This is a genomic window from Marinobacter sp. L-13, assembly GCF_056857715.1.
Genome location: NZ_JBSXNQ010000033.1, coordinates 33,866 through 53,225, shown reverse-complemented (window position 1 = coordinate 53,225; position 19,360 = coordinate 33,866). Strand labels below are relative to the sequence as shown.

Sequence of the window (19,360 nt, the reverse complement as noted above, 5' to 3'; positions counted from 1 at the left end):
GCCAGGTGCTGGGCATGATTCACCGGCTGGTATACCAGGAAGACGGCGCCTTCTACCGCAGAAGACGAAAAGCGGGAAGTAGCAGTGATGGTCGTAATACCGGTTAAAGAACTTACTCGGCTGGTCGCCGTGCACCGGAATATCGGTGCCGTCAAAATCCACCACGATTTCCTTGGGCGACTTCTCATGCTGGTCGATAAAGTGGTGCCAGAGCAACTCATGCGCTTTGAGAATGGTTTGCCGATCCATCGCCTGCTCCATTCGACAAAGCGTGGACTTGCCGCCCAGAGTCGAGGCATTCCCCGTGGCGGTTTGTAGTGCCTGATCAAAGCGAAGCGCTTCATGATCATTCAGATCTTCGTAGCCACCGGCCACACCGTAGACCCGTTGCCGGACCAGGGACTTGAGCTCATGACGAATCATCCGGGGATCCCGCTGGTCGGTCAGAGTCTCGGCCAGCCGTTGGGTTAACCGGTGTTGTTTGTCGACTTCGCGCAGTAACAGCAAGCCGGCATCGGAGGTGATATGGCCTCCGGAGAAGTCGGTTTCAATCTGGCGGCGGGAAAGTGGCGAGAAGGTCAGTTTTTGAGGTACCATTTTGGATAGCGGTTGTTGGTGTTGATTGATGGTGTAAGGTCCTGAAATTTTAACACTTTCAGCCGCTTTCTTTTATCCCCTCATGAGAAATTCGGGTTAGCGGGGATTTCAAGCCACATCCTGCGTTGGGAGACTTGTTGAATTGGTGGGTGGCCAATGGTGGAAACGAGGAAATGCGTAATGCAGCCACAACTGCTCGTCAGCTATACAACACCTGGGCAGCAAACAACCAGCAAACGGTGCAAGAGCAGTACGCACTGTTTGATATGGAGTAAGGAGAGCCTTGATGAACACGCCGTTGACGGATGATGTATGGAAGCGCCGGGGGATTAATATCCTGTGGAGTGGATCCGCATTGACAGAGCTCCAGGCGGCTCCAAAGGTTGTCAGCCTTAGGCGTTTCTTTGAGCTGCAAGCGTTGGGGTGGCCAGATGATGAGATTCCATGGGTCGACGATGCAGCGCTGATGGTAGCCGGATTGGATGTTGCTATTGATGCGTTGCCAATGGAAGAGGCCGATGACTGGATTGAGCAACAGGTCTACAGCAAGATTCTGGATTTTCAGGATTGCTTTGAGGGCCAGGCTTCATTGATCTTCTGGATGGCGGACGAAAAACGCTGGTTTGAGGTGGCCGGAGATAACGCATTCGAATGGTATCTGGATGGGCGTTACAAAGGGCAACGGTTGGCTCTTGGCCGATGCATCTGGAATGGCGCCCAAAATGGTGTACGCCGTATTGAGGTTAGCGAGAATGGCAAATCCAGTTGGATCGGGCTTCACCACTATCGCATCTCCTGAGAGTGGCTTGGGATAGTAACTCATAATTGCACGGTAACTCTGTCGGTGGTAGTGTGCAATTATTGTGATATTAAGCGGCGTAGCCAATGAAAACCAATAAGATCCTCAACGCGGCACGAGACTATTTTGTAGAGGTCTTGGGCGAGGAGAACACCAATTCTGGCTGGGAAGAGCCATGGGAAGGCACCTCGAAGCTTCCTATATTTTTGCGGAATCTTTACGAGTTTTATTGCGCCAGGATATTTGATAAGCGCTGCCTACTGATGCTCAGTGTTTCAACGGAAGGAGAAACACCCGCTGCTGTCAGGAAACATTGGCAGGTGGCCGCAAAGCATTTTAGTGGCGACATTATCTATGTGGTTGACGTAGTCAGTTCGTTCAACCGCAAGCGTCTGATCGAGCAAAAGGTGCCCTTTCTCGTGCCCGGCAACCAACTCTACCTGCCAATGCTGGGCATTGATCTTCGAGAATATTTCAAGCAGACCAGACGGAAGATTTCGGATCACATCGGAGCTGTGTCCCAGGCACTGGTACTGAGACAGATTCAGGTGAAGGACTGTTCTGGAATCTCATCGAGGGAGTTAGCGCACCTTACCGGGTATAGCCCTATGAGTATCACCCGGGCACTGAAAGAGCTGCCGGAACGCAATCTCGCCTCGATTGAGAAAGTGGGTCGTGAGAAACATTTGGTGTTCAACGCTTCCGGCCCAGAACTCTGGCAGATGGCTAAGCCACTCTTACAGAACCCCGTTAGAAAGAAAGTTTGGGTCTGGGCTGCAGACATAAAAGATCTCTTGAGCGCAGCGGAGGCGCGAATTGCTGGTGAAAGCGCTTTGGCTCACTGCACGATGCTGGCGGAGCCGTCTAATGAGGTGATCGCTGTCAACGCACAGGAGTGGCCGGGTATCAGAAAGCTTCTGAACATAGAAGAATTGGATGGCGGCCCTTCAGCATTGCGAAGTCGTTATGCCAGTGAGCCCCACGTTATTGAAATTGAACAGTGGAGCTATAGCCCGGGCATTATCACCGGCCAGCGAGCAGCGGGCCAGAAGGCTCCTATTGTCGACCCACTTTCGTTGTGGCTGAGTCTTCGTTCAAGTCAGGATGAGCGTATCGAAATGGCCTGTGAAGAATTGATTGAACACGTATGGGAGCAATTGAATGGTTAAGGGACTGGACCTCTTCAGAGATCATTTTAAAGGCTTTCAGGATAGTTACACCCTGATTGGCGGCGTGGCGTGCCACTTGGCCCTGGATGAGGTTGGTCTGAATTTTCGCGCCACCAAAGACCTAGACATTGTCTTGTGCGCAGAGGCTCTTGATGTAGCATTCGTGGAAAGATTCTGGGAATTTGTCCGGGCTGGTGGGTACCAGAATCAGCAGAGGAGCACTGGGGATAAACAGTTTTATCGTTTTGATAAGCCTACCACTGAGGGCTATCCGGCAATGCTAGAGCTCTTTTCGCGGGTTCCGGATCAGTTGACTATCCCTGAGGACGCCGACCTAACACCAATCCCTGTCGATAGCGAGCTCTCTAGTCTTTCAGCAATCTTGCTCGATGACGACTACTACCGGTGTATCGAGGGAGGGCGATCGGTGGTGGATGGTATTGCATTCCTTGGCCCCGAATACATTTTGCCCTTCAAGGCCAAGGCTTGGCTTGATCTATCCGAGCGAAAGCGCGCTGGACAAGCCATCGACAGCAAGAACATTCGAAAGCATCGAAATGATATTTTCCGACTTTATGCCGTTTTGTCCGCGGACAGTCGAGTTGACATAGCTGAGAGCATCAAGGCTGATCTGTTGCAGTATCTGGAGGCAATGAACGCAGAAAAGGGACTGGACATGCGCAATTTTGAGCTTGGTGACACGACCTTGGAAACGGTCACGGCGGACCTTAGAACCATCTATCAGTTGGACGCTTGAATGATGGTTGCTTCCTCAAACTCGGCAGTATTGAAGCCAGGCTCTCGCGTTAACCACCAAGATTTTGGCCAGGGTGTGGTCATTAGCTGCACGGACGGATATGCCCGTGTGTTTTTTCAGGTTGGCGAACGCCAACTGCCGGTAGGCGCATTAAAGCCAGTCCTGGGGCATAACGAGACCGTTGTGGCGAATGTGGCAGCCGACAAACATCGCGCTGATAATGTTTGGTTAAGCTGGCAAGCGCATGAGCTGCCCCTCCTGGATAGCGCCAGTTCCCTGACATCGGCCAAGATAGATTTGTTGCCTCATCAGGTTGTTTTGACTCATCAGGTAGCCATGGCAAGTCCTCGTCGTTTTTTGATCGGCGATGAAGTTGGGCTCGGGAAAACTATTGAAACAGCTTTGATACTTCGGGAGCTTGCTAGCAGGGGCGAGCTAAACAGAGCCTTAATGGTTGTACCGGCTGGGCTTGTCAATAACTGGCACCGTGAGCTTAACGAAGTATTTAACCTCAACTTCGAGGTTTTCGGGCGCGAGGGCGATGTCAGCGACCGCCGAACCAACGCGTTTGCTCGTCATAATTTGCTCATTGCCAGCATTGATACTCTCAAAAGAAAGGCCCGAGTCAAAAAACTGATGGAGGCGCCTCCTTGGGATTTGGTGGTATTCGACGAGGCTCAGCATTTAACGGCGTACAAGTCGGGCGGTAAAACGAAAAAAACAGAAAACTACAAACTCGCAGAGGTTTTGCGAGATCATTCCAGGGATATCCTGTTGCTCTCCGCAACTCCCCACCAAGGCGACCATTTCCGTTTCTGGAAGTTGATCCAGCTGCTTGATCCAACACTGTTCAAGAATGAACAGGAAATGGTTGAAGAGAGGCACCGGCTCAACCCTTACGTGTTTCGGCGAACGAAAGCAGACGCTTGCCGTGCCGACGGCGGGACGTTATTCGCCCGGCGCTGGGTTCACACCGAAACGTTTGTGATGTCGGACTACGAGCGCCGTTTCTATCAGGCGCTGAACGAATATCTGGCAGATGGCTTCGCTCTGGCCAAGAAGCAGGGTGGCAAAGGTCGAGCTCTTGGCTTTGTGATGACGATCTTTCAGAAGATTGCGGCCTCTAGTTTTGCCGCGGTGCATCGCACGTTACGTCGTCGCTTGATTGCATTAACCGTTCAGGAAGGCCTGATGCACGATGGCAGCCTTGATATTGAATCCCGAAACCAGGCTTATGATGAGGCCAGAGAGTTGATCCGGACAGAGTTTGCTCTTGAGGAAGGGCGAATGGCTGACCTGGAAATAGACCGCATTCTGAACGATCTGAAACGCCGATCGCTAAAGAAAATGGACGAGGATGAGTTGGCACTCGCCTCGAATGAATTCTCAGATGAGCTTGAAACGGCTGCGGCGGAAGATGCCGCTATGAACGCTGTGGCATACGCGCTCCCGGAAGAACGATTTCGGATCAAGAGTCTGCTGCAGCTTTTCCCGCAGATCAGGGAAACCAAGGTCGAAAAGTTGCTCGCAGCTCTTGGTACTCTGTGGCAGCAGAATCCAAGAGAACGGGTATTGATCTTCGCCACCTATCTGGGCACGGTAGAGATGCTCGGACAACAGATTGAATCCGCCTATCCAGGGCAGGGGGTCGTTGTTCTGAAGGGCGGTGACCATGGCAGTAAGTTAGCGGCAGAGCGGCGTTTCAAGCAGTCTGATGGACCGCGAGTGATGATATGTACTGCAGCTGGCCGGGAGGGTATCAACCTCCAGCATTCGCGTATTCTGTTCAACTTCGACTTGCCCTGGAATCCGATGGATGTAGAGCAGCGCATTGGACGTATTCATCGCTATGGCCAGCAAGATACGGCTCAGGTCTACAACCTTGTGCTTGGCGATACCATCGAAGGCAAGATTTTCCTGCTTCTGGATGAGAAGCTTGAAGATATAGCTAAGGCGGTTGGAAAAGTAGATGAGCAGGGTGAAATTGGAGAAGATCTCCGCGCTCAGATACTGGGGCAGCTCTCAGAGCGAATCAATTATCAGCAGCTCTATGCGAAAGCCCTCCAGGATCCAGAGCTGAAACGGACACGGCTTGAATTGAATGCGGCGATGGAAAATGCTGCAGCGGCAAAGGATGCGGTTTTCGAACTCTTCCAGGATTTGGATCGGTTCAGTCTGGACGATTATGCGCCACTGGCTGATACCAGCGAAGCTATGCAGCGTCTCATTGATTTCGTTACCAAGGCTGCCGAATTGCGGGGAAACCGTTTCGAGAGGATGTCAGACGGCTTATACGGGCTGTATGACAACCGCAATCAGCTGATTAATACTTTTGTTTCGGAAAGAGAAGAAGCGACTAACGACGATACCGTTGAACTCCTTGGCTTAGACCACCCGTATGTTTCGGAATTGCTGGAGTCGTGGAGCAACCAGGAGCCGGAGAAACTTGGGGTTTCCGTAGCGTCGCCAGATGGCCAGTCTGGAGCTCTAGGCCTCTGGCTAGTTGAGACCCATAATGAGAGAGGCCAAACTCTGCGCCACCTCCTCAAGTTGGCTGTCAACGAGAAAGGGGAAAGAGTGCCTGCCTGGGAGCGGCAAGTCGGTCAGATTTTGGTGCAACGGCCTGATGGTCGAAGTTCGACGGACGGCACGCGGCTTTTAGAAATGATGGAAACTGTCCTGGAGCGAGAAATACGCCATAGAGGGGCTGCAGGTCAGGGAGAGCCGTATTCTGCATCTTTGATTGGTTGGTTGAACATTGCCTGACAGATGCCTCAGAAAACCGGGGACTGTCAGGTCAAGTCTGGGTCACTACAACAAATGCATCACTGAAAAGTTTGTTTTCGCCAATTATCGATAGCTGACCTGAGGCGATTTTTAGCAACAGGCGCTTGCCATTCGGTCCAGAAATCGACTGTACCGCTATTGGGCTTGTGTACTGGCTCGTCCACTCTTATTCGTGTGGGCAAAAGGCTTGCGTCACCCACGACTAGGGCTTCGCCAGTATCTAAAGTAGGAAGAATATCGCTGAAGCCACCGAGGCTATCGGGAAGCAATCTCTTCACAACTTGTTGATCTTCGGCGTTGGTTAATCGCATGGAGATGAAATTGCTGCACTGACTGATCAGTGTTTTGTTCACTTCAGAAGGGCGCTGACTGATTACTACTAACCCAAGACCGTACTTTCGGCCTTCCTTAGCGATTTTCTCGAAGATGTCGAGAGAAACGTTATCTGCAGAAGATGCTTGTCCTCGTTGCGGCATATAGACATGAGCCTCGTCACACAGGATGGCAAGCGGGTGTCGATCATCGTGAGGCGTCCATTGCTGAATCGAAAAAGCCATTCGAGCAACGAGCGAAACTACCAGCGGTAATACGTCCGAAGGAACCTCTGAAAAATCCACAATCGTTACGCCGCCTGACGCTGTCTCAGACGCGGCACCCATTAATGTTTCGGTTAGTAGTTGCAACCAATCAAACTCCAGCGTCGCGGGACCACCTTGGAACATGAAACCAAGTCGACGATCAGAGGTTTTATTTTCTAGCCGCGAGATCATTCTGGAAAGTTTGCCGTGGAAATCGCCCTGTTTGGTAGTGCCAGCTTTGGCACCCGGGATCATCTCTTCATTGATTTCCCGTAGGCTATCCAGAAACTCCTCTAGCCCAAACGGAACGGGGCTATCGATCGTGAAATTGGCAAGAACATCATCCTTGCCTTTGCTTTGGAGATAACGCTGCTTTGAAGCGTTGATTTCCCGTGCCATGATCATTGCCTGATTGGGGGCGTTCTGATCAGTCCGATCGACAAAAAGAGATGTCAAAGCCTCATAACTAAGCAACCAATAGGGCAGGTGGATTACACCGTCTTTCAGCTCCTTAGATTGCTCAATATCCTCCGGTCCCGCGATTCGAAGATGCTGAATCCGTTCTCCTTTGAGGGGTTTATATTCCCCATGCACATCAAAAACGATTCCGTTCACGGTGGCGAGAGTAGACATCTGTTCCAGGATTTTTGCAGTTGTCCACGATTTTCCAGAACCTGTACTCCCTCCAATGAATGCATGCCTCTGAAAGAATTTGTTACCGTTAAGAAAAGCCTCTGCATTTTCATCAAGTGTATAGGTGCCCAGTTTTAGTGAGCTGCCATCAGCAGCGACGCTAGCGAGCGTCCTCATGAAATTGGTTAGTTCTTGCCCCTCCAATGCGAAGCACAAGGCATCGATCTCGGGGACGCTCTCCAGTGTTCTGCGGAAGACATTGCGTTTTTCTCCTTCACGATCAAACATTGTTCCGATGAGCGCGATTTTACAGAGATTTAGCTCTTGAGCTTCGTCAGTATCCTCATCCAACCCCGGAAGACGCTTACGAGTGACGTTTGTAATTGAACCAATCATGTGTCGTCCGGGCTTACTCTGAAGGGCGACCAGTCGGTTTACCTGAAGTCTTCGGAGGTGGTCGGCATCTTTGACCTCCACTGTCACTGTCCCTGTGTCAACAGCCAGGACCGTACCCAATGCATCCTCAGCCGTGTATTCAAATAAAGACATCCTGTGTCACCTCATATAATGATTGTGTTGAAGCCGTCAAGGCTCCAAAGGTTCTCTTGGACCGTGATCGGTTCATCGGCAAGCGAGCTATAGACGATTGACTCATCATCCGAGGTACCGCGCTCAATAGCGATGTAATTTTTAATATCACCCTGGAGCAGGAATTCTCGGGCGGATTGAGTTAAGTCCCGGGTTATCACCGTGATTGGAATGCGGTCGCTTGCGCACCGGTCTTTTAACTTCGGTTGAATATGTTCGTCGTTAAATCCAAAGCCCACGCATAGATAGCTTTTTTCTTGCATTATTGCTCTGTCAGCTTCTTGGATTACTGTTCTGAAGGGTTCGCCATGGGTTAGTCGATATTTCTCAATGCCCGGTGTTACTATCTTTGGGACGTGCGCGGCTGGTATTGATCTGCTCCGAGTAAGACCAATGGTTGTCTTGTCTGGCCCGTCAAACCAATCAACAGAGCCATGAACTTTCCAAATGTTCGCCTGTTTGTCAGTTCTCACCCGGCCTTTTGGAGACATGGTTCTCAGAGCGCCGAAGGAGAACCCCGTGAAGTGATGTAGTTTAATTTGCTCACAGGCATATTCTGCCAGACAGTCGTAATTGGTTGTTATTATCGATATCTCGTTAATGTCACTTCTTACGATTTGTCTCAGAAGATCGCTGAGGGCAAAGCGATTTTTATCTGCCAGACCCTCCAAAAATACTTTCTCATCCGCTGGGCATATCAGTTCCCAGGTACTCTCTACTACGCGAGATGTTATGGCGGTACTGAGTCTTGCTCTGTGTAACGCCTCCTCAAGCCCTGTGTCCTGTTCCAGGAGTTCGCAAAACAGAGACCATCCCTCTATCTCTTCGCTACTCAAATCGTCTGTTTTTACGGTAGTGATGAGGTGGGTGCCGAGCTGGCCCATGCCAGGTATCCCATAAGCAGCTGATGCACCGCTACCCAGCACGATGGCGGGGCCTTTTGCGAAATAATCTTGCACTTGTTTCTTGAAATCGAATTCAGACATGAAACGTCCCTGTATTCCGCAACTTTCTCGTGTGCTTTGTGCTCTGTATTTTCAGTGGTTTCGGTTCAGCGGTCGCAGATACAGCTACCGAAAGAGCGATGCTCAGCATATATCAGGGAGGGCGATTTTTGAAATCTAATAGGGACTTAGGTGTGAGGCGGCAAGCGTAAATGCCCATCCTCGGCTTTTAGTCTCCGGAGGATGGGCACCTCGTCTCAGTGAAGGGTTCTGTCGGTACTAATCTGGATCTGCTGGCTGGCAGAGTAGTCAACGGTCGCGTAGAACCTGTTCGGCTCTTCAGAATTATGGAAGAGATCGAGCGTAATCCAGTCTTCTCCCCGTCGCATCTGGACGGTGAGATTGATCTCCTCGCAATTGAATTCTTTGGTGAGCGTCGCGGCCAGGTTCTGGGTCTTTCTCATGAAGTCCATGTTGAATCCCTCCGCTCAGAACCAGACGTTCTTTTTGATATTGCCCAGCTGGTCCGCCGCGCTGGCGGTCGCTGGAGTCAGCTGTGACAGAGAGCTGTCACCGGTAGTGCCATCGCTGTAGTTCTGGAGATTGTCGCCGATCACCAGGCTGGTGCCGTCCGTGCACGACACCCTAACTTCGGCTTTGCTCAGCTCGAAGTTGTCGAGAGTCTCCGCCAGAGCGTTGGCCTGTTTGAGCAGGTCGGTAATCTGTTCAATCAAGTGTTTCATCATTTTGGAATATCCTCTGCTTGCTTCTTGAATTGGTCACGCAATTCGAGACCTATTTCGACGTTACCCCATTTCGTCGTTCTAGCAAGCAAATAGATTTTGGCCGGACCGTGTGCTTGAATGTCAGGCAAAACAGAGAGATATCGCCCCTATTGACGAACGGCGATCGCCAAGTCGTAAAAACTAGGTGGCTGGTGAGTAAAAATTGTGGCTAAAAATTGATCGTTTTGGGGTTGAGGGGTAGGTTGGTGGGTCAAGTGATTTTTGTGATCTAACTATTTGAATTTATTATTAGGATGGTACCCCCGGCAGGACTCGAACCTGCTACCTTCCCCTTAGGAGGGGGACGCTCTATCCAGATGAGCTACGGGGGCATTATCGCGAGAAGGGCGGTATGATAGCGGGCTAAGACCTGAGGCTCAAGGTTCGGTCCGGTTTCAGAGAATGTCACGGAGTGTGTTTTGCCAGATCCTTTCTCGCTAAGCGTGATTGTTCCCGTGTGGATGGAAGCGGCAGGTGTAACCGACACCCTGCGCGCCCTGCAACCGATCCGTAACCGGGGGCATGAGGTGGTTGTCGTTGATGGTGGCAGTACCGATCGAACCGTTGAGCTGGCCCGGCCACTTTGCGACAGGGTGGTTGTGTCAGAGAAGGGCCGGGCGCTTCAGATGAACGCCGGCGCGGCAGTTGCAAAGGGCGATCTACTGTTGTTTCTGCACGCAGATACGCGCCTGCCGGAAGAAGCTCTGGAGCATCTCGCAAGTTTCGTCCATTCCCGTCGCGCCTGGGGGCGGTTCGATGTGCGGCTGAGTGGTGAGCGGCTGCTTTTCCGGGTTATTGCCTGGTTCATGAACCAGCGCTCGCGCCTGTCAGGCATCTGCACCGGTGATCAGGCAATTTTCGTACGGCGGGACGTTTTCGACGCCCTGGATGGTTTTCACCCGATGCCGCTCATGGAAGATGTCGAATTCTCACGCCGTCTTTGCCTGGTGTCCCATCCTTTCTGTATAAAAGAGCCAGTCGTTACCGATAGCCGCCGTTGGCAGAAATACGGTGCCTGGCGAACGATTTTTCTGATGTGGCAGCTGCGCTGGCGGTATTGGCGTGGTGAATCGCCGGAGTCCCTGGCCCAAATTTACCGATCGGATGTGCGCAATGCCTCAAAGTAATCCGCCTGCGGCGGTTTTTCTCCAGTTTGCCAAATGGCCGGAAGCCAGACGGGTTAAAACCCGGTTGATGCCCGAGTTGGGTGCGGTCGGGGCTCTCGAAGCCCATGTTCGGCTCACGCTGGCTGTGCTGGATAACCTGTGTGCGACCGGCTATCCGGTGGAATTCTGGTGGGATAGACCGGTGGATGACCGGCCCGGCGAGGCGGCCTCTATCATTGAAGAGCTTGATGCCGCCGGCCTGATGCAAGGCGTTCAGGAGGGGAGCACACTGGGCCAACGGATGTATCGAGCGTTGAGTCTGTCTCTTCAGGATTATGACCGGGCATTGGTGGTGGGCAGTGATTGCCCCTCGGTCGATCCGGATTACGCCCGTAACGCCGTCGCGCTCCTGAAAGACTACGACGTTGTGCTTGGGCCCTCAGACGATGGCGGCTATGTCCTGATTGGAGCCTCCCGAGTGGCTGAGGGAATGTTGGATGACATTGCCTGGGGCACGCCGGAGGTTCTGACCCAGACCTGTGAGCGCCTTAAAGCATCGGGGCTCAGCTATTGTTTGCTGGAGCCCCGCTGGGATGTCGACGAGCCCGAAGACTGGGCGCGCTTTCTGCGCACTCTTTGAGTACTCTAGCTGGCGGGCACCGGCGGCAGCTCGGTGAGCCTGCCAAGCGCCCGGTTTGCCTCCAGGCCATTCCCACCTGTAACCACTTCTAATGCCTGCTTGCGCTCCAGGACGGCCTTTTTGAAGGTTTCCAGCAATTGTGGTTTTCCGACCTGCTTGATCGCGTTGGCCAACTGCTGGCGGGAATCAAACGTGTCCATGCCCCGATCAATCTCACGCCAGTAGCGGCTGGAAATCTCGCCGAGTTGCCGGTCCCGCTCGAGTAGCTTGCTGATAACGGCCTGTTTCTCCCGATCAAGGCGTTCCGCTGTCAAAGCGGAGAGGGTTTCCTCAAAGCTGTTGGAGAATTCCTGAACAGCCTGGTCAATCTCTGCCGGGGAAGCGGAAGGTGACTGCACAACAAACCCCAGGGCCGGTGTTTCAAGCATTTCAAAAGGCGTTGCGTAAACGATGTAGCCCATCTGGCGGGTGGTTCGGATCTCTTCGTAGAACGGGCTGCTGATAATCTGGGCCAGCAGCCGGAATCGGGCCCGTTCCTCAAAGCTGGTGTTGTCTCCCTGCATGTAGAGGGTATAGCCCGTGTCTGGATGGTCCACGTCGATGGAGACGAGGGTTTCATTATCTGGCAGCTGGCGCACCTGGCTTCGTGCTACCCGGACCAGCTCGCTGTTGCCCAGAACAATGGCGTCAATTTGCCGCGCGAGGTTAAGAGTCGAGGCCTCGGTAAGGTTTCCGTGCGCCATCATAACCGGGTCAACCTGTGACAGCAGGGCTTCAGAGAAGGACTGCAGTTCCTCGAAGCTAACTTCCCGGGCGGCTCTCAGCTTGGCGTCGGTGGGCCAGGCGCCTTCGATGAGGGACGTCTGGATAAACTCAGAGGTCTGTTCGACGGGGCGATCCTTGGCCTTGTTCTGCAGGCCGTCAATCAGCTGCTGCCGGGCGATCTCGAAACGTTGTTCGGTCAGTTCCGGTGCAGCCACCTGGAGCAGAATCCGGTTCATCAGGGTATGGAGTTTGTCGTCGTAACCGCCGACCCGGACCGTGATACCCCTGAGATGCGGATAGACGCTGTAATCCAGGCCCGCAAGACTGGCGGAGTAAGCCCAGGCGTTCAGATTGGCATTGATAGCGTCCACCAGCAGCTGAGTGAGCACGTAGCTGCGTGCCGACGCTCGGGTGGCAGGCGTACGAAGGCCCACAAACACGTTGGCTTTCGGGGTATCAAACCGGGTATCCCGGGCAAACCAGACATCCATTCCCTCGATGGTTGCCAGTTGTGTCGGCTGCGCCATGGTTTTTCCGGGCACCATCGCCAGATCTTCCGGCACAAATGGATTCTCCGGCGGCAGGCGCAGCTGGGCAGCGAGTTCTGGCAGGAACTGGGTCCTCAGTGTTGCCGGGTCGAGTGGTTTTCGGGCCCACGCCGCTTCGTACCAGTCGGTTCGGTTCGGATTTTCAAGTTCAGGCTCCGGTGCCAGAACAAAAGTAAGGAGGTTGTCCGGCGTCAGCCTGTCCAGAATGTCGCGGTACTGTTCCGGCGCGAAGCGCTCAACCAGCCAGGGCGCCCGCAAAACGTCTTCGGCGGGATAGTCCTGGAGGTAACGAGAAAGGCGCATGGCTTCGTGCAGGGGGTTACCCTGTTCGCGGAATCGAAAATCGATGCGAGCCAGGTTCTGCATTTCCAGGAAACGCTGCTCGCTGATACCTTTCTGGCGAATCTTCTCGATGTAATCGAATACCAGCGGCAGGATGTCCTCATGGCGAGCCAGTCCTTCCGGTGTCAGGGAAATGCTGATTTCGAGGGTGGCGTTCTCGCCGGTATCCATGCCCAGACCTGCGGAAAGGCTTTCCGCCAGACCGGCCCGTTTCAGAACGTCGAACAGGCTGCCTGGGCCCTCGTGGCCGAGCAGGTTGGCCACGTAGCTGGCGGGTTTGGTGCGGTAGTTCGCTTCCTGGGACGGAATAGGGAACGTGAGCGACAGGCTTCGAACGTCCTTCAGTGCTTCTGCTGTGACCCTGACTGGCAGCTCATCTGAGCGGTACAGGCTGGCGACGTGACGCTTGGTCTCAAGGTTGCGGTTTTCAATGGCATCGAAGCGCCCTCGCACCATGGATTCCAGCTCATCCAGGGTTTGGGGCCCGTAAACCGCCAGGCTCATGATGTTCGAGGAGTAATGCTGCTTCCAGAACTCGATCAGGTCCGGCCGAAGGGGATTTGCTTCCGTATTCTCAAGGGTGCTCAGGTTTCCGACGGCAAAGTGACTGAAGGCGTGATCCGGATTGCTGACGGCCTTCTTGACGGAATAGAAGCGTCGACCATCGTCTTTCTGTTTGGCGCTGAACTCCGAGTGCACAGCGTTGCGCTCACGATCCACCAGTTCGGCGGTAAATAGGGGCGCGGAAAATTGCTGGGCGAACCGATCCAGTGCCGGTTCCAGAAATTCGGCCTGAACATCGAAGAAGTAGTTCGTGTCCTGGAACGCGGTGAAGGCGTTGTGCTGGCCACCGTGGCTCTTGATGAACTGCTGGTACTCGCCCGGATCGGGGTATTTCTCGGTCCCGAGGAACAGCATGTGCTCGAGGAAGTGGGAGAGGCCTTCGCGCTCCGCCGGATCATCTCCGCTACCAACAGCAACGTTCATTGAGGCCGCTGCTTTGTCTGCATCCTCATCAGACACCAGAATGACCTTCAGGCCGTTGTCCAGTTTGATGAACCGGTACTGGTTGTTGTCATTGGGGCTCTTCTCCGGAATCTGCGCAGAAAGAGCAAGGGTGCTGAACAGCAAAAGTATGAGCAGGGAAAACAGGCGTGAGATCGGGTTCTGCATGGAGTTCTTCCTGACGGTACGTGTGTTCATAGGCCCTCTGGGATCCGGAGAAGACGTTTGCGAATCAGTGCATCAGCGCGTTGCGGGTGCTTTCAGGCTGCTGATCAAGTGTTTTACGTGCCAGGTCGGCGGCTTTCTCACTGTCCAGCTGGCCCGAGGCAATACGCTCGAGAACCGTGGCCATGATGGCGACGGACTGGCGATAATCGGCGAACTCGGCCTGGAAGGCCTTGTCGATGGCCTCGTAGACCGCCTGAATTTTCTCTTCCCGTGAACCAGCGTTATCGGCTGTGTCGTTGATGGCCTTCAGGCAGGCCCGGGCAATCGAAATGTAGCGTTCCGCGTTGGGATTGTCTTTCTGCATAGTAGGGGTTCCGGAGGTCGGTGTTCCTGTGAAAACAAGAGATGCCAAAAGGCGCGATAAGTTCCCGATTATGTCATTGCTGGCGGGCGCTTTCATTGCATTGTGGTAATCCGGAAATTGAGCATGCACGGGGCAATTCCTGTGCTAGTCTCAAAAACATTGTGTCGACGAACCGGACAGGCATGTCCCGCTTGTCGGGTCAGAAATTTAGAGTAATAGCTCTATACAAAACAAAGGCTTACAGAGTAAAAGCTCTAAAAAAGTTCGATACATGAAGGTTGCAATTAAGTACAATGCCGGCGTTTCCGGAAAACTCTAAGACTTTAGTCGTATGGGTGCCGGCATGGATAGACAACAACAGAGCAACAGGCAGGGTGGAAGATTGATGAATTATTTCCTGACGGGTGGCACCGGATTTATTGGCCGTTTCCTGGTGGAGAAGCTTCTGGCACGTGGTGGCACTGTCCACGTACTGGTGCGTGAACAATCCCAGGACAAGCTGGACAAATTGCGTGAGCGCTGGGGCGCGGATGAAACCCAGGTGAAGGCCGTCATAGGCGACCTGACCAGCAAGAATCTGGGCATCGACGCCAAGACGATGAAAGCCCTGAAAGGGAAAATCGACCACTTCTTTCATCTCGCCGCCGTGTACGATATGGGCGCAGATGAAGAAGCCCAGCAGGCGACCAATATCGAGGGCACCCGCGCTGCGGTGAATGCTGCGGAGGCGATGGGCGCCAAGCACTTCCATCACGTTTCTTCCATTGCGGCTGCCGGTCTGTTCAAGGGAATCTTCCGCGAAGACATGTTCGAGGAAGCCGAGAAGCTGGATCATCCGTACCTGCGGACCAAGCACGAATCTGAAAAGGTCGTTCGTGAGGAATGCAAGGTTCCCTTCCGCATCTACCGCCCGGGCATGGTGATTGGGCATACCGCTACCGGTGAAATGGACAAGGTGGATGGCCCCTACTATTTCTTCAAAATGATTCAGAAAATCCGCCACGCGCTGCCCCAGTGGGTTCCGACCATTGGTGTCGAGGGTGGGCGTCTGAACATTGTGCCGGTGGATTTCGTGGTTAACGCCATGGATCACATTGCTCACCTCGAGGGTGAAGACGGCAAGTGCTTCCACCTGGTGGATACCGATCCGTACAAGGTTGGCGAAATTCTCAACATTTTCAGCGAGGCTGGTCACGCACCCCGGATGGGGATGCGGATCGATTCCCGCATGTTCGGCTTTATTCCGCCATTCATTCGCCAGAGCTTGAAGAACCTGCCACCGGTGAAGCGTCTGACGTCGGCCATTCTTGATGACATGGGCATTCCGCCATCCGTGATGTCGTTCATCAATTACCCGACCCGTTTTGACGCCCGCGAAACCGAGCGCGTTCTGAAAGGCACCGGCATTGAAGTGCCCTGCCTGCCGGACTACGCGCCGGTGATCTGGGATTACTGGGAGCGTAATCTGGACCCCGACCTGTTCAAGGACCGCACGCTCAAGGGCACGGTTGAAGGTCGCGTCTGTGTGGTGACCGGTGCTACGTCCGGTATTGGTCTTGCAACTGCCCAGAAACTGGCAGACGCCGGCGCGATCCTCGTGATCGGTGCCCGCAAACTCGAGCGCCTGAAGGAAGTGGCCGCAGAGCTGGAGTCCCGGGGCGCAAGCGTGCACGCCTATCCCTGCGATTTTTCCGATATGGATGCCTGCGACGAGTTCGTGAAGACCGTGTTGGATAACCATGGCCAGGTCGACGTGCTGGTCAACAACGCCGGGCGCTCGATTCGCCGTTCACTGGATCTGTCGTTCGACCGCTTCCACGATTTCGAGCGCACCATGCAGCTGAACTACTTTGGTTCCGTTCGTCTGATCATGGGCTTTGCGCCCAAGATGCTTGAGAATCGCCGCGGTCACGTGGTCAACATCTCGTCCATCGGTGTGTTGACCAACGCTCCCAGGTTCTCGGCTTACGTGGCTTCCAAATCCGCGCTGGATGCCTTCAGCCGCTGCGCCGCTTCGGAATGGTCGGATCGCAATGTCACGTTCACCACCATTAACATGCCGCTGGTGAAAACGCCGATGATTGCGCCAACCAAGATCTACGATTCTGTCCCCACGCTAACGCCGGACGAGGCGGCAACCATGGTTGCCGATGCCATTGTCTATCGGCCGAAGCGAATCGCTACCCGCCTGGGTATCTTTGCCCAGGTGCTTCACGCCCTGGCGCCCAAGATGGCCGAGATCGTCATGAACACCGGTTACCGGATGTTCCCGGATTCACCGGCCGCCGCTGGTAGCCGTTCCGGGGAGAAGCCGAAGGTGTCCAGCGAGCAGGTGGCTTTCGCCGCCATCATGCGGGGCATCTACTGGTAACGCAGTTGCCCCCGAATCGAGTGGGAGGGGGAGTTATTTCCCCTCCCATATTAATGGGTTAAACGAGATTCGCCTCTTTTATAAAGTGTTCTGGGCTAAAGAAAACCAGCCGATAGCCGATGGTTAACATAAGAACAATATAAAAGAAGGGCTATTGATGACTCTCAAGAAACGTCTTTTGCTGACTTTGCTGCTGGTTGGCCTGCTTCCCGTCATTGCCATCTCATTTTTTAACGCCGAAATTGCCCGACAGAGCCTCACGGAACAGGCGTTGCAACAACTCTCTATTGCGGCTACCAATAAGCAGCATAGTGTTGAAGATTATCTCAGCACTATTGCCCGGCAGCTGAAAGCCATGGCCAATAATCGCGGGACCCGAACGGCGGCCCAGGGGTTTGGTTTGGCATTCCAGAATTATGAAAAACTGGTACAAGAGGAGCAGTCGACCTTACGAGAAAACGTCGAGGCTTATTACCAGCAGAATTTTTTGCCACCCTTGCAGCAAAATGGTGGTGCTAAAGGACGTTCAGCCTCGGACTTCGTTGCATCCCTCAGCAAAAACAGCCTGGCTCTGCAGATGGGTTACATCGTGGACAACCCGAATCCTGTGGGGCAGAAAGACGAATTGGTATCGGCTGACGTCCATATCGCGCAGTTTTATAACACTCTTCACAAACAGTGGCACACCTCGTTCAAGGAGTTTCAGGAGGCGTTCGGCTACTACGATATTTATCTGATTGATGCCGATACAGGCCATGTTATCTATTCCGTAGCCAAAGAGGTGGATTTTGCTACCTCCCTGAAAGACGGTCCCTACGCGGATTCTGGCCTGGCGGCAGCTTATCGTCAGGCGATGTCTGACGGACAGGATACTTCTCCGACTTTTGTTGATTTTACTCGGTATGTACCGTCCTACGGTGCGCCCGCCGGATTTGTGGCAACCCCCATATACTCCGAAAAAGATGAGCGGCTGGCCGTGCTGGCCTTCCAGTTTCCCATCGACAGCCTGAACAACATCATGATGGAACGAGATGGCATGGGCGAAACCGGGGATGCCCACCTAGTGGGGCCGGATAACCTGATGCGGTCAGACTCCTACCTGGATCCGGAAAACCGCAGTGTTGTCGCTTCCTTTGCCGACCCAGAGAATGGACGCATTAGTTCGACATCGGTGGATGAGGCCCTGGCCGGAAATTCCGGTGAAGGCGTGGTTACGTCCTACCGTGGCGAGCCAGTGTTTTCCGCCCACAGGCCAGTTACCGTAGGCGGGCTGAACTGGGCGCTGGTGGCGGAGATCAGCGAAGACGAGGCCTTGGCGCCGGTGCGTGAAATGTGGACGCTGGCGGCGATAGCCATTGCTATTGTGCTCTTGGCCGTGGCGGCCGTGGCGGTCTGGACCGCAGTGCGGATCATGAAACCCCTCGGCAAAGACCCGTCCGAATTGCAGGCACTGGCGGAACAGGTGGCTGCAGGTAACCTGGTCATTGATTCGTCCGACAGTGACAAGGCCACGGGCGTATACGGCTCCATGCTCAAGATGGTGTCAGACCTGAAAGAAGTGATCTTCAAGGTTGAAGAAGCGTCCCAGCGCCAGGCCAGTGCATCTGAACAGTTGTCCGGTACCACCTCGCAGACTCTGGACAGTGTGAATCAGCAGGCAGAGCAGACTGAGCAGGTGGCCTCGGCCATTGAAGAAATGTCCTCTGCCATCAGCGAGGTGTCCCAGAATACCTCGGAATCGGCAGCCGCCGCCCGGCGCACTGATGAGGCGGTCAGCCGCAGCGCCACCGAGGTGGAATCCTCCGCTGAGGACACCCGTGCTATGGCCAGGGAACTGGAGGAAGCAGAAGCCGGCATAGAGGACTTGCGAAAGAATATGGAATCCATCACCCGGGTTCTGGATTCGATAAAGTCCATCGCCGACCAGACTAACTTGCTGGCTCTGAATGCCGCTATTGAAGCGGCCCGGGCCGGTGAACAGGGCAGGGGCTTCGCGGTGGTCGCGGATGAGGTGCGCAGCCTGGCCCAGAACAGCCAGAAGGCGACCGAGGAGATCAGTAGTTCCATCGAAACTCTGGTTAATTCTTCGGAGCGTGCTTCAAAGGTCGTTACCCGTTGCAGCACCCAGGCCAGAGGCATTTCTGAGCGGGCAGGAACCGTAGTGTTGCAGCTTCGCGAGGCAGTGGAAGAGGTTGCCCGGATGTCCGGTATGGCGGAGCAGATTGCTACGGCTTCCGAAGAGCAATCAGCCACGGCCGAAGAAGTAACGCGCAACGTATCCACAATTGCTGAAAAGTCCTTGGAGACCAAACAGGCCATGGTCCAGATCTCCGAAGCCAGTGGTGACTTGGCGGAGTTGTCTCATCAGCTCAAGGATTCTCTGTCCCGCTTTAAAGTCAGCTGAGTACGAGGCG

General features: G+C 53.9%; 15 protein-coding genes and 1 tRNA gene. 8 read left to right on the top strand and 8 right to left on the bottom strand.

Features of this window, described 5'->3' with window-relative positions; genetic code table 11:
* Nucleotides 1-597, bottom strand: a 597-nt coding sequence (locus AC13DD_RS02795; RefSeq protein WP_482930830.1) for a transposase, incomplete at its 3' end; no start/stop codon positions are given.
* Between the two features lie 286 nt (nucleotides 598-883).
* Between AC13DD_RS02795 and AC13DD_RS02790 the strand changes: the two genes are divergently transcribed.
* The 4 genes from AC13DD_RS02790 (at nucleotide 884) to AC13DD_RS02775 (ending at nucleotide 6,088) form a co-directional block, all read left to right on the top strand.
* Complete coding sequence (locus tag AC13DD_RS02790; RefSeq protein WP_482930829.1) at nucleotides 884-1,396, top strand: hypothetical protein; 513 nt, start codon at nucleotides 884-886, stop codon at nucleotides 1,394-1,396.
* Nucleotides 1,397-1,482: 86 nt separating this feature from the next.
* Nucleotides 1,483-2,565, top strand: a complete 1,083-nt coding sequence (locus AC13DD_RS02785; RefSeq protein WP_482930828.1) for a hypothetical protein — start codon at nucleotides 1,483-1,485, stop codon at nucleotides 2,563-2,565.
* Nucleotides 2,558-3,322 (top strand): hypothetical protein, encoded by a 765-nt coding sequence (locus AC13DD_RS02780; RefSeq protein ID WP_482930827.1) that lies wholly within the window; start codon nucleotides 2,558-2,560, stop codon nucleotides 3,320-3,322. Before AC13DD_RS02785 ends, AC13DD_RS02780 begins: the two co-directional genes overlap by 8 nt.
* Nucleotides 3,323-6,088, top strand: a complete 2,766-nt coding sequence (locus AC13DD_RS02775; RefSeq protein WP_482930826.1) for a DEAD/DEAH box helicase — start codon at nucleotides 3,323-3,325, stop codon at nucleotides 6,086-6,088.
* A gap of 59 nt (nucleotides 6,089-6,147) precedes the next feature.
* On the opposite strand, the gene AC13DD_RS02770 is transcribed toward AC13DD_RS02775, so the two are convergent.
* From AC13DD_RS02770 to AC13DD_RS02750, 5 genes are all read right to left on the bottom strand, one after another.
* Complete coding sequence (locus AC13DD_RS02770) at nucleotides 6,148-7,869, bottom strand: ATP-binding protein (RefSeq protein WP_482930825.1); 1,722 nt, start codon at nucleotides 7,867-7,869, stop codon at nucleotides 6,148-6,150.
* 11 nt (nucleotides 7,870-7,880) lie between these two features.
* On the bottom strand, nucleotides 7,881-8,894 hold the full coding sequence (locus AC13DD_RS02765; protein ID WP_482930824.1) for an SIR2 family protein: 1,014 nt from the start codon (nucleotides 8,892-8,894) through the stop codon (nucleotides 7,881-7,883).
* 215 nt (nucleotides 8,895-9,109) lie between these two features.
* Nucleotides 9,110-9,325, bottom strand: a complete 216-nt coding sequence (locus tag AC13DD_RS02760) for a hypothetical protein (protein ID WP_482930823.1) — start codon at nucleotides 9,323-9,325, stop codon at nucleotides 9,110-9,112.
* 15 nt (nucleotides 9,326-9,340) lie between these two features.
* Nucleotides 9,341-9,598 (bottom strand): hypothetical protein, encoded by a 258-nt coding sequence (locus tag AC13DD_RS02755; protein WP_482930822.1) that lies wholly within the window; start codon nucleotides 9,596-9,598, stop codon nucleotides 9,341-9,343.
* Nucleotides 9,599-9,892: 294 nt separating this feature from the next.
* Nucleotides 9,893-9,969 (bottom strand) — tRNA-Arg (locus AC13DD_RS02750).
* Nucleotides 9,970-10,056: 87 nt separating this feature from the next.
* Here AC13DD_RS02750 and AC13DD_RS02745 point away from each other — a divergent pair.
* Both AC13DD_RS02745 and AC13DD_RS02740 read left to right on the top strand, forming a co-directional pair.
* Nucleotides 10,057-10,764: a TIGR04283 family arsenosugar biosynthesis glycosyltransferase gene (locus tag AC13DD_RS02745; RefSeq protein ID WP_075267689.1), complete on the top strand. Its 708-nt coding sequence runs from the start codon at nucleotides 10,057-10,059 to the stop codon at nucleotides 10,762-10,764.
* Nucleotides 10,751-11,383, top strand: a complete 633-nt coding sequence (locus tag AC13DD_RS02740; RefSeq protein WP_053114880.1) for a TIGR04282 family arsenosugar biosynthesis glycosyltransferase — start codon at nucleotides 10,751-10,753, stop codon at nucleotides 11,381-11,383. The genes AC13DD_RS02745 and AC13DD_RS02740 overlap by 14 nt, the downstream gene beginning before the upstream one ends.
* 5 nt (nucleotides 11,384-11,388) lie before the next feature.
* Here AC13DD_RS02740 and AC13DD_RS02735 read toward each other — a convergent pair whose 3' ends face one another.
* On the bottom strand, nucleotides 11,389-14,211 hold the full coding sequence (locus AC13DD_RS02735) for an insulinase family protein (RefSeq protein ID WP_482930821.1): 2,823 nt from the start codon (nucleotides 14,209-14,211) through the stop codon (nucleotides 11,389-11,391).
* Nucleotides 14,212-14,275: 64 nt separating this feature from the next.
* Nucleotides 14,276-14,575 carry a hypothetical protein gene (locus AC13DD_RS02730; protein ID WP_008171428.1) on the bottom strand — a complete coding sequence of 100 codons (300 nt, stop codon included), beginning with the start codon at nucleotides 14,573-14,575 and terminating at the stop codon, nucleotides 14,276-14,278.
* Between the two features lie 385 nt (nucleotides 14,576-14,960).
* On the opposite strand from AC13DD_RS02730, the gene AC13DD_RS02725 reads away from it, so the two are divergent.
* Together AC13DD_RS02725 and AC13DD_RS02720 are read left to right on the top strand one after the other, a co-directional pair.
* Nucleotides 14,961-16,946 (top strand): SDR family oxidoreductase, encoded by a 1,986-nt coding sequence (locus tag AC13DD_RS02725; protein ID WP_482930820.1) that lies wholly within the window; start codon nucleotides 14,961-14,963, stop codon nucleotides 16,944-16,946.
* Between the two features lie 157 nt (nucleotides 16,947-17,103).
* Nucleotides 17,104-19,350 (top strand): methyl-accepting chemotaxis protein, encoded by a 2,247-nt coding sequence (locus AC13DD_RS02720; RefSeq protein WP_482930819.1) that lies wholly within the window; start codon nucleotides 17,104-17,106, stop codon nucleotides 19,348-19,350.
* Nucleotides 19,351-19,360 lie beyond the last annotated feature (10 nt).